The organism is Pseudomonas sp. SHLD1 (assembly GCF_028640935.1).
Classification (GTDB): Bacteria; Pseudomonadota; Gammaproteobacteria; order Pseudomonadales; family Pseudomonadaceae; genus Chryseomonas; species Chryseomonas aestiva.
In genome coordinates, this window is record NZ_JAQZAD010000011.1 from 379,031 (window position 1) to 394,202 (window position 15,172).

Annotated in this window: 15 protein-coding genes; 8 read left to right on the forward strand and 7 right to left on the reverse strand. The window is 67.3% G+C overall.

Going from position 1 to position 15,172, the window contains the following annotated elements; all coding sequences use genetic code 11:
* Window positions 1-75 precede the first annotated feature (75 nt).
* Window positions 76-879, forward strand: a complete 804-nt coding sequence (locus PVZ77_RS05035; protein WP_273810206.1) for a hypothetical protein — start codon at window positions 76-78, stop codon at window positions 877-879.
* 17 nt (window positions 880-896) lie between these two features.
* Here PVZ77_RS05035 and PVZ77_RS05040 read toward each other — a convergent pair whose 3' ends face one another.
* The 7 genes from PVZ77_RS05040 to PVZ77_RS05070 form a co-directional block, all read right to left on the reverse strand.
* Entirely contained in the window at window positions 897-1,391 is a 495-nt protein-coding gene (locus tag PVZ77_RS05040; protein WP_273810208.1) for a YbhB/YbcL family Raf kinase inhibitor-like protein, read from the reverse strand.
* A 17-nt stretch (window positions 1,392-1,408) separates the two neighbouring features.
* Entirely contained in the window at window positions 1,409-1,972 is a 564-nt protein-coding gene (locus tag PVZ77_RS05045; RefSeq protein WP_273810210.1) for a lipocalin family protein, read from the reverse strand.
* Entirely contained in the window at window positions 1,969-2,223 is a 255-nt protein-coding gene (locus PVZ77_RS05050) for a hypothetical protein (protein WP_133861518.1), read from the reverse strand. The genes PVZ77_RS05045 and PVZ77_RS05050 overlap by 4 nt, the downstream gene beginning before the upstream one ends.
* 64 nt (window positions 2,224-2,287) lie before the next feature.
* On the reverse strand, window positions 2,288-4,201 hold the full coding sequence (gene speA / locus PVZ77_RS05055) for an arginine decarboxylase (RefSeq protein ID WP_133861519.1): 1,914 nt from the start codon (window positions 4,199-4,201) through the stop codon (window positions 2,288-2,290).
* A gap of 86 nt (window positions 4,202-4,287) precedes the next feature.
* Window positions 4,288-4,632, reverse strand: a complete 345-nt coding sequence (locus PVZ77_RS05060; RefSeq protein WP_273810213.1) for a translation initiation factor Sui1 — start codon at window positions 4,630-4,632, stop codon at window positions 4,288-4,290.
* A gap of 143 nt (window positions 4,633-4,775) precedes the next feature.
* Window positions 4,776-5,327, reverse strand: a complete 552-nt coding sequence (locus tag PVZ77_RS05065) for an NUDIX hydrolase (RefSeq protein ID WP_273810214.1) — start codon at window positions 5,325-5,327, stop codon at window positions 4,776-4,778.
* On the reverse strand, window positions 5,327-6,343 hold the full coding sequence (locus PVZ77_RS05070; protein ID WP_158890967.1) for a DUF2333 family protein: 1,017 nt from the start codon (window positions 6,341-6,343) through the stop codon (window positions 5,327-5,329). The genes PVZ77_RS05065 and PVZ77_RS05070 overlap by 1 nt, the downstream gene beginning before the upstream one ends.
* 268 nt (window positions 6,344-6,611) lie before the next feature.
* Here PVZ77_RS05070 and PVZ77_RS05075 point away from each other — a divergent pair, with 268 nt between their 5' ends.
* The 7 genes from PVZ77_RS05075 (at window position 6,612) to PVZ77_RS05105 (ending at window position 15,100) form a co-directional block, all read left to right on the forward strand.
* A complete protein-coding gene (locus tag PVZ77_RS05075; protein ID WP_273810215.1) occupies window positions 6,612-8,225 on the forward strand; it encodes a response regulator in 1,614 nt (537 codons plus the stop codon).
* Between the two features lie 56 nt (window positions 8,226-8,281).
* Window positions 8,282-10,045, forward strand: a complete 1,764-nt coding sequence (gene dsbD, locus PVZ77_RS05080; RefSeq protein ID WP_273810219.1) for a protein-disulfide reductase DsbD — start codon at window positions 8,282-8,284, stop codon at window positions 10,043-10,045.
* Window positions 10,046-10,161: 116 nt separating this feature from the next.
* Window positions 10,162-10,608 (forward strand): type II 3-dehydroquinate dehydratase, encoded by a 447-nt coding sequence (gene aroQ, locus PVZ77_RS05085; RefSeq protein WP_273810220.1) that lies wholly within the window; start codon window positions 10,162-10,164, stop codon window positions 10,606-10,608.
* 53 nt (window positions 10,609-10,661) lie between these two features.
* Window positions 10,662-11,120 carry an acetyl-CoA carboxylase biotin carboxyl carrier protein gene (gene accB, locus PVZ77_RS05090; protein WP_183633753.1) on the forward strand — a complete coding sequence of 153 codons (459 nt, stop codon included), beginning with the start codon at window positions 10,662-10,664 and terminating at the stop codon, window positions 11,118-11,120.
* Between the two features lie 16 nt (window positions 11,121-11,136).
* A complete protein-coding gene (gene accC / locus PVZ77_RS05095) occupies window positions 11,137-12,483 on the forward strand; it encodes an acetyl-CoA carboxylase biotin carboxylase subunit (protein WP_158890976.1) in 1,347 nt (448 codons plus the stop codon).
* A gap of 213 nt (window positions 12,484-12,696) precedes the next feature.
* Window positions 12,697-13,572: a 50S ribosomal protein L11 methyltransferase gene (prmA, locus tag PVZ77_RS05100; protein WP_273810223.1), complete on the forward strand. Its 876-nt coding sequence runs from the start codon at window positions 12,697-12,699 to the stop codon at window positions 13,570-13,572.
* Between the two features lie 109 nt (window positions 13,573-13,681).
* On the forward strand, window positions 13,682-15,100 hold the full coding sequence (locus PVZ77_RS05105; protein WP_273810224.1) for a DUF3426 domain-containing protein: 1,419 nt from the start codon (window positions 13,682-13,684) through the stop codon (window positions 15,098-15,100).
* Window positions 15,101-15,172: the final 72 nt, after the last annotated feature.

Below are 15,172 nucleotides of genomic sequence, written 5' to 3' on the forward strand. Positions count from 1 at the left end.
TTTCCACGCTGCCCGGGCTTGCCTCGCGTCCAGCGGCGCCCGCACCATCGACAGCCCGTCGCCAAGGAGATCGCCATGTCCCATGCCAAGCTGCAATTGCTGCTGATCGATCCGCAAAACGATTTCTGCGACCTGCCGGGGGCGGCCCTGCCGGTGCCCGGCGCGGTGGCCGGGCTGCAGCGTGTCGCCGCCCTGATCGAACGCCTGGGTGCCCGGCTCTCCGCGGTCCGGGTGACCCTGGATTCCCACCAGCCGCTGCACATCGCTCATCCGCACGGCTGGCAGGATGCCCAGGGCCGGCCGCCGGCGCCCTTCACCCAGATCAGCGCGGACGACGTGGCCAGCGGTCGCTGGCAGACCCGCGATCCGGCCGAGCGCACCCGTGCGCTGGCCTATGTGCAGGCCCTGGAAGCCGGTGGTCGCTATCGCCTGGTGATCTGGCCGGAGCACTGCCTGGTGGGTGGCTGGGGTCATGGGGTACAGCAGGACGTGCACCAGGCGCTCAATGGCTGGGGACGGCAGCAGGGACGCCTGGTGGAATTCATCGCCAAGGGCGGCAATCCCCACACCGAACATTATTCGGCCCTGCGCGCCGAGGTCCTGGATCCGGCGGACCCGGGCACTGCAGTGGACGCCGGACTGATCGCCCGGTTGCTGTCCGCCGACACCCTGCTGGTGGCGGGCGAGGCGCTGTCACACTGCGTAGCCAGTACCCTGCGCGATCTGCTGGAATGCTGGCCGCGGGAACGACGCCAGGGCCTGGTGCTGCTCACCGACTGCAGTCATCCGGTGCCGGGCTTCGAAGCCCAGGGCGAGGCGTTCCTGGCCGAGATGCGTGCGGCGGGCATCCGCCTGGCGACCTCGACGGACGAGTTCTAGCCCGTCCGCCCTTTGCCTCACTTGATCTCGTAGAGACCGGTGTAGGTCGCCGAAGCCAGCTGGTTGAGATGGATCATGAAGCGGCCGACCGCGTTGGTGGCGTCCGCCGGAACCGGCAGCTGATCGACCTTGAGCGCATGCAACTGGAAGATGTAGCGGTGCGGCTTGTCGCCCTTGGGCGGCGCCGCGCCACCAAAGCCACGGGTGCCGTAGTCGTTGATCAGTTGCAGCGCACCTGCGGGCAGGCCCGAACCATCGGCGCGACCGGCGCCTTCCGCCAGACCCTGGGTGCCGACCGGGATGTTGACCACGACCCAGTGCCAGAAACCGCTACCGGTGGGGGCATCGGGATCGTAAACGGTCAGCGCGAGGCTCCTGGTATCGGCAGGTAGATCGGCCCACTGCAAGGCGGGCGAGATGTTCTCGCCGTGGGCACCGAAATCGGCCACGTCGAATTCGTGGCGCTTGGGCATGAAGGCGTTATCGGCAAAGGCGTCGGTCCAGAGTTTCACGGAGTTGCTCCTGAGGCCTAGGGCATATGGGCGTCGGTCTCGCGCCAGACCAGACGATTGAGGTTGTAGCCTTTCTCGCGGGCGATACGCAGCAGCTTTTCGCTCTGCGCCGCGGAAATCTCGGGCTTGCGCGCCAGCAACCAGAGGTACTTGCGATCCGGGCTGCCGACCAGGGCGGTCTTGTAGTCGTCATCGACATAGAGGATCCAGTAGGGTCCCTTGGCCACATTGGGCAGCACGCCACTGAACCAGGTGTCGAAACGCACTTCCAGGCGATCGGTCACGCCCGGCTTGATCGGGATGGCGGTACCCGTGGCTTCCTGGACCTTGCCGCTCAGGGTGCGGCAGCGATTGAACACGGCCACCGAACCATCGGCCATGACGTGATAGTTGGCGTCGGACTGAGCGCACTTGCGCTGGAAGAACATCGGCAGCCGCGCCACCTCGTACCATTGTCCCTGGTAACGCTGCAGATCGACATTGCCCGCGGTGAGCGGCGGGACTTCGCGCGGACCGCTGGCGCAGGCCGCGAGCAGTCCGGCGGCGCCCACCAGCAGGAGAATCTTGGTAGAGGTTTTCATCGCAGACCCTGCCCGGCGAACATCGCCACCTTGTCGTTGAGATACTGCACGCTGATGAAGGAACCGCGATCGCCCCAAGTACAGGTGGTAACGCCCAGGGCGCCCGCGCATTCCGTGGGTGCACCCAGGACCTGCTCCACCTCGGCCTTGGTCTGGCCGGCCTTGAGCCGGGAATAGTTTTCCTGATTGACCTTGCCGCAGCCGGCCAGCAGCAGACCGCCCACCAGCAACAGCGCCATGCGCCCCTTCATAACTGCCTCCTCTCATCCTGACGGCAAGGCTATAGAGCCCGCCCGGCCGCCAGGGTTCGCTTGGTCAACTGGCGAGATAGGAGGAGCGGGTCAGCCCCAGGCGCATGGCATCGAGGAACTGGGTGCGTTCGCGCGCGGTGAGGCGCGCGCTGGCGACCTTGTCGCGGTAGTAGGTCATCAGTTCCTCGGGCGAGAGGTGCACGTACCTGAGCATGTCCTCGATGGTGTCGTGGGTCTCGATGCCGCCGTGGCGAACGCTGCCGTCGGCGTCCTGGTAGACGTTCACCGAGTCGGTGTCGCCGAACAGGTTGTGCATGTCGCCGAGGATCTCCTGATAGGCGCCCACCAGGAACACCGCCAGCAGATAGTCTTCGCCTTCGCGCACCTCGTGCACCGGCAGGCTGGTCTCGATGCTCTGCTCGTCGACGTACTGCTTGATCTTGCCGTCCGAGTCGCAGGTCAGGTCCTGCAGCACGGCACGGCGCACCGGCTCCTCGTCCAGGCGGGTCAGGGGGACGATGGGTAGGATCTGGTCGATGGCCCAGGTGTCGGGCAGGCTCTGGAACACCGAGAAGTTGCAGATGTACTTGTCGGCCAGCTTGTCATTGAGCTCGTCGAGCACCTGGCGATGGGAGCGCTGGCGTGCCTTGAGCTGGTTGTAGAGGCGGCGGCAGATGGCGAAATAGCACTGCTCGGCCAGCGCCTTGTCGCTCAGGCTCAGGGTGCCGGAGGCGTACTGGGCGGCGGCTTCGCTGACGTACTGGGTGGCGCGCCAGTAGGTCTCGGTGACCATCTCCGGATCGGTGTCGCCAAGCAGCTCGGCCAGCCACTGCACCACCTCGGCCTTGCCTTCGAAGCGCTCGCTGGCCGGCACGCTGTCGTTGTGGCGCTCGACGTCGGTGACCTGCATCACCAGCATGGCGTGGTGCGCGGTCATGGCGCGGCCACTTTCCGAGAAGATGTTCGGATGCGGCAATTCCTGCTGGTCGCAGAATTCCTTGAGCATGCCGACCACGGTACCGGCGTAGTCGTCCATGTCGTAGTTGATCGAGCTGGCGTTGCGCGAATGGGTGCCATCGTAGTCCACGCCCAGACCGCCACCGACGTCGATGTGATCCAGTGGCAGGCCCAGGGCGCGCAGCTCGGCATAGTAGCGGATGGCTTCGCGGAAGCCCTGGCGATAGTCGGCCAGGTTGGCGATCTGCGAACCCATGTGGAAGTGCAGCAGGCGCACGCCCTGCTCCAGGCCGGCGGCGCGGAAGCGCTCGATCACCGACAGCAACTGGGCAGCGGAGAGACCGAACTTGGACTTCTCGCCACCAGTGTCGGCCCACTTGCTCGACGCCAGGGACGACAGCCGCACCCGCAGGCCGACCTGGGGCGTGACCTTGAGCTCGGCCGCCTCCTCGATCACCAGCGGGACCTCGGATTCCTTCTCGATGACGATGAAGACGCTGTGGCCCAGTTTCTGGCCCATCAGCGCCAGGCGGATGAATTCACGGTCCTTGTAGCCGTTGCAGACGATGGTACCGCCCTTGGGCGCCAGCGCCAGCACCGCCATCAGCTCCGGCTTGGAGCCGGCTTCCAGACCGATGGAGACGTCGCGGGTGGCGATGATGTTTTCCACCACCGCTTCCTGCTGGTTGACCTTGATCGGGTAGAGGGCGGTGTAGCGGCCCTGGTAGTCGAGGCGCTCGATGTTGCGATCGAAGGCGCCGGTCAGGTGGCGCACCTGGCCCTGGAGAATGTCGGGGAAACGCACCAGCAGCGGCAGCGACAGCCCCGCTTCGCGTAGCTGACCGACCAGCACATGGAGGTCGATCGGCTGGCCGTCCGGGCCGTGGGGGCGGACTTCGACGTTGCCGGCATCGCTGATGGCGAAGTAGCCGGCACCCCAGTGGCGAATACCATAGACGCTGCGGCTGTCCGCCACGGTCCACTGGCTGCCGTCATCTTTGCGCGTGCGTCGTGGGGACATTCGCGGGAATCTCCTGTAGGGAATCATGCTTTGGATGGACCGCCACCAGGGGCGGTAAGTTGTACGCAGAGGCTGGAAGGCCTGGCCTAGCCGCCCGACCGCTTGGTCTTGAAGCCGCGTTTTTCGAGTTCGCCGAGCAGCAGGTCGACATGGTCGCCCTGGATCTCGATGACGCCATCCTTGAGCGCCCCGCCGGTGCCGCAGCGGCGCTTGAGCGCGCTGGCCAGGTCCTTGAGTGCTTCCTCGCCCAGGGGGACGCCGCTGACCGTGGTCACCGTCTTGCCGCCGCGGCCCTTGGTCTCGCGCCGGACGCGGGCGATGCCGTCGCCGGCCGGGGCCGATGCCTGGGGTTCTTCCGGGCGAATGCGGCCGACGTCGGTGGAGTACACCAGCCGGCTGAGATCCGCCAGCGACGAGGTTTTCTTGCTCAAGGGACGGTCCTCCCAGTCTGGTTCAGACGCCGGGCGCCTGGAGGAAACCTTGGATGCAGCGCCGGCCGGCACGGGCCGCGCTGGTCCGGGGCCGCGCAATGTAGCAGCATCGCCCGCGGATGCTAAGGCGCGAATGCGAGAAATTAAGGCAGGGATGCGACATCCGCCCGGCTGGTGGCCAGGCGCAGGGCCTCCAGCGAATCCGGGCAATAGGACCGCTGACGAGCCTCGGCGAGAATCGCCGCCGGAGCCAGGAAGCGTGCCTCCAGTACCTCTTCCGGCTGCAGCCGCAGCGGGTTGTTCCAGTGGGCGCTGAACACCCCGCCCCAGAGGCGATTGCCCGGCTCCTCGAAATAGAAGGTGCCGTGCTCGCGCAGCGGCACACCGCTGACCCCCAGCTCCTCGGCCAGCTCCCGCGCCGCCGATTGCGCATAGCTCTCGCCCGGCGCCACCATGCCGCCGGCGGCCACGTCCCAGTAGCCCGGGTAGAGCGCCTTGCTCAGGGTGCGCCGGTGAACGCAGAGCTCGCCGCTGTCATTGAACAGCAGGATGAAGGTGCAGCGACCGATCAGGCCGCGGGCACGCAATTCTGCCCGTGGCAACTCACCCTGGATGCGGTCGTCGCGGTCGACCCAGACCACCCGTTCCCGGTCGGAGGCGGCGCGATGCGCCGCTTCGCGGGCGTCCGGCGTCATCAGCCCTGTTCCAGCAGCTGGCGCAGGTCGATGATCGCGGCATTGGCGCGGGAGATGTAGTTGGCGATCACCAGCGAATGGTTGGCCAGGATGCCGAAGCCGCTGCCGTTGAGGATCATCGGACTCCAGACCGGCTGCTGCGCCGCTTCCAGTTCGCGGATGATCTCGCGCACGTTCACCGTGGCGTTCTTCTTGGCCAGGGTGTCGGCGAAGTCCACCTCGATGGCGCGCAGGATGTGCGACAGCGCCCAGGCCTGACCGCGGGCCTCGTAGAAGACATTGTCGATCTGCAGCCAGGGCGTCTCGACGCGCTGCTCGTGCACCTCCGGCACCTGGCCGGCGGGGATGTCCTGGTTCGGCCGTACCTCGGCGTCCAGGCGCACCCGGCCGACGCTGGCGGACAGCCGCTGGGACAGCGAACCCAGGCGGGTCTCGACGTCACCCAGCCAGTTGCGCAGGTTGTCCGAGCGCGAATAGAAGTAGGCGGTGGGCTGGCCCTGGGTATTCTGGCCCCCCAGGCGCGCCAGGTAGCGATCCAGGGAAGCGATGCCGGCGCGGTATTCCGACTCCGACGAGGGCATGGCCCAGCTGTGGTTGTCGAAGTTGAAGCGGGGCTCGGCCTGGGCCAGGTCGACGTCCTCGGTGGACTGCGACTGGGAACGGGCGAAGTCCTTGCGCAGGGCGCGCGCCAGATCGCGGGTCTGCACCAGCACGCCGTATTCCCAGGATGGCATGTCGTCGAGCCAGAGGCCCGGCGGGAAGATGTCGTTGGAGAGATAGCCGCCCGGCTTGTCCAGCAGGGTGCCAGCCACCTGCTTAAGGGTCTCGACCGTGGTGTAGCCGAGCACCAGCTTGCGACCACTGGCCGCGGCCGCCTCCTGGGCATGCTGCTGCACCGGGAAGAAATCCGGTTCGCGACTCCAGTACCAGCCTATCGCCAGGGTGACCAGCAGGTAGAGCGCGATCAGCACTGCCACCAGCCGGAGCCATCCCGACCTCAAGTTCCACTCCCGCATGGGCAATTCCTTGCAATGATTTCAAAGATGTTGGCGCTTGGACCCCCGCCCGCGACGCCGGTTGCGCCGCCATCGCCGGCGGTGCGGGCGCGACGCACCTGGGCAGCCGCTTCCGAGACTAGGGTAACAGGCGACGGACGCTACTCCAGAAGCGACCGACAGTGTCCATGCGAGCGGCATAGCCGCCGCTAACCAGGGTACCGCCTCTCCCCTGCCAGCCAGCAATTGGTAGCATAGGGCCACCACCTCAAGAATGACGGAACAATTCGTGAGCGAACCAGATGATCCGAGCCGGGACCGCCTCAAGCTGCACTTCGCGCAACGGGTCATCCACCAGTCGCGCCAGGTGCTGGAGATCTGGCAACGGCTGCAACGAGACGAGTGGACGGCCGGCAGCCTGGTCGAGCTGACCGACGCCAACGCGCGCCTGCTGCAATATGCCAAGCGCTTCGAGCAGCAGGGTCATGCCGAGCTCGCCGAGGCCATCGGTGCCTCCCTGGCCCAGGTCACCGCCAATCGCGGTCGCCTCAACAGCCAGGCCATCACCGAACTCAGCCAGGCCATGCAGAGCCTGTCGCGCACCGGGCTGCGCCAGGGCGACCAGCTGGAGACCACCAGCCTGCCGCCGCTGCGCAAGCCGATCTACATCGCCCTGCTCGACAGCGAGCGCGCCGAGCGTCTGGCGCAGCAGATGGAATACTTCGGCGTCACCATCCAGATCATCCATGGCGCCGACGACTTCCGCGCGATGATGGACAACCGTCATCCGGCGGTCATCGTCATGGACGTGGACTTCGGCGGCGCGGGCGCCGGCATCCAGCTGGCGCTGGAAGCCCAGAGTGGTCTGGAGCGCAAGCTGCCGGTACTGTTCTACAGCCACCAGGAAGCCGACACCCCCTTCCGCCTGGCCGCGGTGCGCGCCGGCGGCCAGGAGTTCTACACCGGCACCCTGGATTCGGCGCGGCTGCTGGAAAAGATCGAGACCCTCACCCGCACCGTCTACTACGATCCGATCCGCGCCCTGGTGGTGGACGACTCCCGCGCCCAGGCCATGGCTACGGAAATGGCGCTCAACAGCGCCGGGATCGTCACCCGCACCCTGATGCAGCCCGGCGCGGTGATGGCGCACCTGGCCGAATTCGTGCCCGATCTGATCATCCTCGACATGTACATGCCCGAGTGCACCGGCACCGAGCTGGCCAAGGTCATCCGCCAGCACGAGCGCTATGTCAGCGTGCCCATCATCTATCTGTCGGCCGAGGACGACCTCGACAAGCAGCTGGACGCCATGAGCGAGGGCGGCGACGACTTCCTCACCAAGCCGATCAAGCCACGCCACCTGATCGCCACGGTGCGCACCCGTGCCGCCCGGGCACGCAGCCTGCAGGCGCGCATCGTCCAGGACAGCCTTACCGGCCTGTACAACCACACCCACACCCTGCAGCTGCTGGAAGACGCCTGCTTCCGCGCGCGGCGCAGCCAGCGGCCGATCACCTTCGCCATGCTGGACATCGACCACTTCAAGCAGGTCAACGACCACTACGGCCACCCCATGGGCGACCGGGTGATCAAGAGCCTGGCGCTGTTCCTCAAGCAGCGCCTGCGCAAGTCCGACCATATCGGCCGGTATGGCGGCGAGGAATTCGCCATCGTACTGCCCGATACCGACCTGGTCACCGCCACTCGCCTGATCGACGAGATCCGCCAGCGCTTCGCCGAGATCCACTATCCGGCGCCGCCCAAGGAACTCAGCTGCACCTTCAGCGCCGGCGTGGCGCAACTGCAGCCCGGACAGGAGATGCCCGCGCTGGCCAAGCAGGCGGACGAAGCCCTCTATGCCGCCAAGCATGCGGGACGCAATTGCGTGCGCCAGTACGTCTAGCCAGACCAACCGGATGCCTCTGCTATGATCGGCCGCTGCCGATCGCCGAGAAGCCCATGCGTGCCCTGCTGTTCCTGCTCACCCTGCTGCTGACCCTGCCCGCCGCCGCCGGCCTGTTCGATGCGCCGCGCCCGACGGCCGCGCTGGGCCTGGACGGTCAGCGTCCCAGTCAGCAATTCCTGCCGGTGGATCAGGCCTTTCGCCTGGAGCAGCGTCGCGACGCCGAGGGCCGCGCCCAGGTGCGCTTCATCATCGCCGAGGGCTATTACCTCTATCGGCAGCGCTTCGCCTTCGACGCCGACCCCGGCCTGCTGACCGCGCCGGTGGCCCTGCCACCCGGCGAGCCCAAGCACGATGAGTGGTTCGGCGACGTCCAGGTCTATCATGCCGGCGTCGACATCCCCCTGCCCCTCGCGCCCGACCGCGGCGGCCAGATCAAGGTGACCTACCAGGGTTGCGCCGATCGCGGGCTCTGCTATCCGCCGGAAACCCGCACCCTGGCTATCACCGGCCCCGCGGCCGCCTCTGCGGCGAGCCAGGCGGTCACCGCCCCCACCCCCGACCCGGTGGGGTGGAACAGAATCCTGCTGGCCTTCCTCGCCGGCCTGGGACTGACCTTCACCCCCTGCGTCCTGCCGATGTTGCCCATCGTTTCGGCGGTGGTCCTGGCCGGCAAGGCGCGCCCGGGCCGTGGCCTGCTGCTGGCGCTGGCCTACGTGGTGCCCATGGCCCTGAGCTTCGCTGCCCTGGGCGCGCTCATGGGCGTCTTTGGTGCCAGTCTCAATCTCCAGGCGCAATTGCAGTCGGCCTGGGTGCTGGTTCCCTTCGCCGCACTGTTCGCGCTGTTCGCCCTGGCCATGTTCGGCCTCTTCGAACTGCGCCTGCCGGCGGCCCTGCGCGAGCGCCTGGAACAGCTCGCCAGCGGCACCCGTGGCGGCTCCCTGGGCGGCGCGGCCACCCTTGGCGTGCTCTCCAGCCTGATCGTCTCGCCCTGCGTCTCGGCGCCCCTGGCGGGCCTCCTGCTCTATATCAGCAGCACCGCCGACTGGCTCGGCGGCGGCCTGGCACTGTTCGCCCTGGGCCTGGGCATGGGCGCCCCGCTGATCCTCATCGCCGCCGGCGGCGGCGCCCTGCTGCCACGCAGCGGCGCCTGGCTGGTGGGCATGCGCAATGCGTTCGGCGTACTGCTGCTGGCGGTCGCCCTGTGGCTGCTCGAACGACTCCTTCCGGGGCCCCTGGCGCTGGCGGCCTGGGGCCTGCTGGCCGCCGGGGTCGGGCTGTTCCTCGGCGCCCTGGAATTCGTCCCCAAGCCGCCTCGCCAGCGCCTGTCGCAACTGGCGGGCCTGGCCCTGGTGGTCTATGGCGCCACGGCCGGCATCGGCGCCCTGCGCGGCGCCAGCGATCCCCTGCGGCCGCTGGGCGACGCCGCGGTACCTGCGGTGGCTGCCCGCGCGGAGGTCATGCGCAGCCTGAGCAATCCCGCCGCCCTGGCGAGCAGCCTCGGTAGCGGGCGACCCCTGCTGGTGGACGTCTATGCCGACTGGTGCATCAGCTGCAAGCTGATCGAGCGCGAGGTCTTCGGCAACCCCGAGATCCAGGCGCAACTGCGCGACTTCACGCTGATCCGTTTCGATATGACGCAAAGCACCCGGGAACAGCGCCAGTGGCTGGAGCAGCACGGCCTGTTCGGCCCGCCGGCGATCCTGTTCTACGATGCAAGGGGCCGGGAGCAGGCCAAGGCGCGCATCGTCGGCGAAATCGATGCCGCGGGCTTTCTCGCCCGACTCGACGAAGCAAAAAGGCTTATCACCAGCGATTAAAAGAATTTCGCCCAACGTGCGGGCATTTCCGGCAAACGTCTAGCGACTGGACAGTCACCTCCGGTTGCGGCATAGTCCGCGGCCAATCTGGTTGCGAAATCGCGAGGCAAGTGGCTATGGCGCATCTGCTGGTACTGCACGGGCCCAACCTGAATCTGCTGGGTACCCGCGAGCCGGGCGTCTACGGGGCCACCACCCTGGCCCAGATCAACGCCGATCTCGAAGCCCGCGCCACCGCAGCGGGGCATCGCCTGCAGTCTCTGCAAAGCAACGCCGAGCACCTGCTGATCGAACGCATCCACACCGCGCGCGACGAAGGGGTGGATTTCATCCTGATCAATCCGGCTGCCTTCACCCATACCAGCGTCGCCCTACGTGACGCCTTGCTCGCGGTGAGCATCCCATTCATCGAAGTGCACCTGTCGAACGTGCACAAGCGCGAAGCCTTCCGCCACCACTCCTATTTTTCCGATGTGGCGGTCGGTGTGATCTGCGGGCTCGGCGCCAGTGGCTATCGCCTGGCGCTGGAAGCCGCCTGCGAACAGCTCGCCGCCCGCGGCTGAGCGCGACCCAATATCCAGAACATCACCTGAACCCGAGGGGAGAGCCAACGCCAATGGACATCCGTAAAGTCAAGAAACTGATCGAGTTGCTGGAAGAGTCCGGTATCGACGAGCTGGAAATCCGCGAAGGCGAAGAGTCCGTCCGCATCAGCCGCAACACCGGCCGCAACCAGGGCATGCAGACCGTCTACGCCGCCGCCCCCGCGCCAGTCGCCGCTCCGGCTGCCGCTCCGGCCGCTGCCGCGCCTGCTACCGAAGCCGCCGCTCCGCAACTGACCGGTAACGTGGCTCGCTCGCCCATGGTCGGCACCTTCTACCGCGCTTCCTCGCCCACCACTCCGGCCTTCGTCGAAGTCGGCCAGCAGGTGAAGAAAGGCGACATCCTGTGCATCGTCGAAGCCATGAAGATGATGAACCACATCGAAGCCGAAGCCAGCGGCACCATTGGCCAGGTGCTGGTCGAGAACGGTCAGCCCGTCGAATTCGACCAGCCGCTGTTCACCATTGTCTAAGCCCGTGGAGCCCACGATGCTGGAAAAAGTCCTGATCGCCAACCGCGGGGAAATCGCCCTGCGCGTGGTGCGTGCCTGCAAGGAGCTGGGCATCAAGACGGTGGCGGTTCATTCCACCGCCGACCGCGAACTGATGCATCTGTCCCTCGCCGACGAATCGGTGTGCATCGGCCCGGCCCCCTCGCCCCTGTCCTACCTGAACATCCCGGCCATCATCAGTGCCGCGGAAGTCACCGGCGCCACCGCCATCCACCCGGGCTACGGCTTTCTCGCCGAGAACGCCGACTTCGCCGAGCAGGTGGAGCAGTCCGGATTCGCCTTCGTCGGCCCCACCGCCGACGTGATTCGCCTGATGGGCGACAAGGTGTCCGCCAAGAACGCCATGAAGCAGGCCGGCGTGCCCACCGTACCGGGCTCCGACGGCGCCCTGCCGGATGACGAGGCCGAGTGCCTGCGCATCGGTCGCGAAGTCGGCTATCCGGTGATCATCAAGGCCGCCGGCGGCGGTGGTGGTCGCGGCATGCGCGTGGTCGAGGACGAGGCCGAGCTGATCAAGTCGATCAAGCTGACCCAGACCGAAGCCGGCGCCGCCTTTGGCAATTCCATGGTCTACATGGAGAAGTTCCTCGGCAATCCGCGTCACGTGGAAGTCCAGGTGCTCTCCGATGGCCAGGGCAACGCCGTGCACCTCTACGATCGCGACTGCTCGCTGCAGCGTCGTCACCAGAAGGTCATCGAGGAGGCGCCTGCGCCCCAGATCGACGAGAAGGCCCGTGAAGAAGTCCTGGCACGCTGCGTCAAGGCCTGCGTCGACATCGGCTACCGCGGCGCCGGCACCTTCGAGTTCCTCTACGAAGACGGCCGTTTCTACTTCATCGAGATGAACACCCGCGTGCAGGTGGAGCATCCGGTGACCGAGATGATCACCGGTGTCGACATCGTCAAGGAGATGCTCAGCATCGCCGCTGGCAACCCGCTGTCGATCAAGCAGGAAGACATCAAGATCACCGGTCACGCCATCGAGTGCCGGATCAACGCCGAAGACCCCAAGACCTTCATGCCCTCCCCGGGCCTGGTCAAGCACTACCATGCACCGGGCGGCAACGGCGTGCGGGTGGATTCGCACCTGTACAGCGGCTATAAGGTTCCGCCGAACTACGATTCGCTGATCGCCAAGCTGATCACCTGGGGCAAGACGCGCGAAGAGGCCATGGCCCGGATGCGCAACGCCCTGGACGAGCTGATCGTCGACGGCATCAAGACCAACGCCGATCTGCACCGGATGCTGACCCGCGACCAGGCCTTCGGCCAGGGCGCGGTGAACATCCACTATCTGGAGAAGAAGCTCGGCATGCGCCACTAAGGACGTGACGGCTGCGCGTCGGCCGGGCTGCGTTGGAAATCGCCTCGGAATGCTCATTTACCCTGTGTAAACTGCGCTTCCTCGGCGATTGCCGCCTTGCCTGACCTAGCTCGCTCGCTCGCCCCGTCGGCTTCTTACCTAGTAAACGGGCTGCCCTCGGGCAGCCCGTTTTCATTTACCCTCCCCGCTTTGACCCGATTCAGGTAGCCCATCATGTCCTGGCTGCAAGTCCGCCTCGCCCTCACCCCCGCCCAGGCGGAAACCTACGAAGACCTCATGCTCGAACTGGGCGCCGTCTCGGTGACCTTCATGGACGCCGAGGACCAGCCGATCTTCGAGCCGGATCTCGGCACCACCCCGCTGTGGTCCCAGACCCACCTGCTGGCGCTGTTCGAAGGCGATACCGACGCCGCGGCCCTGGAACAGCGTGTGCAGCTGCTGGCCAACGGCCTGACCTACGAGGTGGAGCGCCTGGAAGACCAGGAGTGGGAACGCAGCTGGATGGACAACTTCCAGCCCATGCGCTTCGGCCAGCGGCTGTGGATCGTCCCCAGCTGGCACGAGGCCCCGGAACCGGAAGCGGTCAATCTGCTGCTGGATCCGGGCCTGGCCTTTGGCACTGGCACCCATCCCACCACCTCGCTGTGCCTGCAGTGGCTGGACGGCGAACCGGTCGCAGGTCGGCAGGTACTGGATTTCGGCTGCGGCTCGGGCATCCTCGCCATCGCCGCCCTGCTGCTGGGCGCCGAGCGCGCCGTGGGCACCGACATCGACGTCCAGGCCCTCGAAGCCTCGCGGGAGAACGCCAACCGCAACGGCATCGACCCGACCCGCTTTCCGCTCTACCTGCCCGCCGATCTGCCAGGCGAGCAGGCCGACGTGGTGGTGGCCAATATCCTCGCCGGCCCGCTGGTCGGCCTGGCCGAGCAGATCACCCGCCTGACCCGCATCGGCGGTCGCCTGGCCCTCTCCGGCATCCTCGCCGAGCAGGCCGAGGATGTCCGCGCCGCCTACGCCGGCTGCTTCGACCTGGAACCCACCGCCACCCTCGACGGCTGGGTGCGCATCAGCGGGACCCGCCGCCGCTGATCCGCCAAGGCGCCACCGGTCCGCTCACCCGGCGGCCCGGTGGAGGCCCTTCTTTCGCCAGGGCCTTCGGGTACACTAGCGCGCTTCACTCCCTGGCTGTCGCCTCGCCATGACCGAATCCCTCGTCGCCCAGTGTCCGCATTGCCATACCCGCTTCCGTGTCACCCAGGAACACCTGGCCGCCGCGGATGGCGACGTACGCTGTGGCGTCTGCCTGGAAGTGTTCAACGCCAGCAACCAGGCTGCGCCCCTGACGGCCCCTGAGCCCGCGGCCGAGCCGGCGCCCACGCCCAGCGAAGCGGCCTGGCCCCATGACGAACTGGACCTGAGCCACCTGGAGCTGGACGCCGAGGTCGCCCGCCTGGGCGCCCTGGAAGAACAGCGCCGCGCGCCGGTCACTCCGCTGGCCTCTCCCGCCGTGACCACGCCGCGGGAAGAGCCGGTACCGGCCCTGGGACTGGCTGCCCACCGCCCCCGGGACGACGAAGATGCCTACGAGCTGCCGTCGCTCGGCGCCGTCTCCGCCGAGCGCGAACCCGAGCCGGAGTCGCTGCGACTGCAGGCCGCGCCCGAGGTGGAGCCGGAGGCCGAGCCACTGCCCCTATCCCTTACCGCCGCCGAGCCGGAACCGCAGCTCGAACCCGAGCCGGCCTTCGCGCCGGAGCCCAGGCCGGAGCCCAAGCCCGCCATCAGCGCCTTGCCTGCCGCAGCGCCGGCGGCCCCGCTCGCTGCCGTGCGCGCCCCGTTGAAGCCTGCCCCGGCGACGCCGCCCGCGCCCCTCACCGCCGCGCCGACCGAACGCCAGGAGCCGGCGCTCGGCCGGGTCGAAGCCGACGACGACGAACGCGCCGAACCCGGCCTGGGCCGCCTCGACGACTGGCAGGAGCCAACTGCCGAATCCCTCAGCGCCGCTCGCGACAGCGACGACGAGCCGCCGCCGGCCAAGGCCGCGAGCGGCCTGCGCAGCGAGCCGGAATGGCAGGACGATCCGCTGCTGGACCTGCACGACGAACCGCTGCAGCTGGACAGCCACCCACAGCGCCCGCGCTGGGGTCGCCGCCTGCTGTGGATCCTGCTCTGCCTGCTGGCGCTGCTCGGCCTGGCCGGCCAGTACGTCTATTACCACTTCGACGAACTGGCGCGGCAGGACAGCTATCGCCCGCTGTTCGTCCAGGCCTGTGCCAGCCTCGGCTGCAAGGTGCCGTCCAAGGTCGATGTCCAGCAGATCCGCAGCAGCAACCTGGTGGTGCGCAGCCACCCGCAATTTTCCGGGGCGCTGCGCGTCGATGCCATCCTCTACAACCGGGCACCCTTCTCGCAGCCCTTCCCGCTGCTGGAATTGCGCTTCGCCGACCTCAATGGCCAACTGCTCGCCAGCCGCCGCTTCAAGCCGGGCGAATACCTGAATGGCGAACTGAAAGGCCAGGACGAGATGCCGCCGCAGACGCCGATCCACATCGCCCTGGACATTCTCGACCCCGGTCCGCGAGCCGTGAATTACAGCCTGAGCTTCTTCTCGCCGGAGTAGCTCCAGGGTGAATTGCTCATAAACTAGCCAACTCGCGCTTTATCCGGAGGCGGCGAGCGGGTATCATTCCCA

Coding starts and splice junctions, on each gene's coding strand:
- PVZ77_RS05035 (WP_273810206.1), top strand. CDS start 76: ATGTCCCATGCCAAGCTGCAATTGCTGCTGATCGATCCGCAAAACGAT.
- PVZ77_RS05045 (WP_273810210.1), bottom strand. CDS start 1,972: ATGAAAACCTCTACCAAGATTCTCCTGCTGGTGGGCGCCGCCGGACTG.
- PVZ77_RS05050 (WP_133861518.1), bottom strand. CDS start 2,223: ATGAAGGGGCGCATGGCGCTGTTGCTGGTGGGCGGTCTGCTGCTGGCC.
- speA (WP_133861519.1), bottom strand. CDS start 4,201: ATGTCCCCACGACGCACGCGCAAAGATGACGGCAGCCAGTGGACCGTG.
- PVZ77_RS05065 (WP_273810214.1), bottom strand. CDS start 5,327: ATGACGCCGGACGCCCGCGAAGCGGCGCATCGCGCCGCCTCCGACCGG.
- PVZ77_RS05070 (WP_158890967.1), bottom strand. CDS start 6,343: ATGCGGGAGTGGAACTTGAGGTCGGGATGGCTCCGGCTGGTGGCAGTG.
- dsbD (WP_273810219.1), top strand. CDS start 8,282: ATGCGTGCCCTGCTGTTCCTGCTCACCCTGCTGCTGACCCTGCCCGCC.
- aroQ (WP_273810220.1), top strand. CDS start 10,162: ATGGCGCATCTGCTGGTACTGCACGGGCCCAACCTGAATCTGCTGGGT.
- accB (WP_183633753.1), top strand. CDS start 10,662: ATGGACATCCGTAAAGTCAAGAAACTGATCGAGTTGCTGGAAGAGTCC.
- accC (WP_158890976.1), top strand. CDS start 11,137: ATGCTGGAAAAAGTCCTGATCGCCAACCGCGGGGAAATCGCCCTGCGC.
- prmA (WP_273810223.1), top strand. CDS start 12,697: ATGTCCTGGCTGCAAGTCCGCCTCGCCCTCACCCCCGCCCAGGCGGAA.
- PVZ77_RS05105 (WP_273810224.1), top strand. CDS start 13,682: ATGACCGAATCCCTCGTCGCCCAGTGTCCGCATTGCCATACCCGCTTC.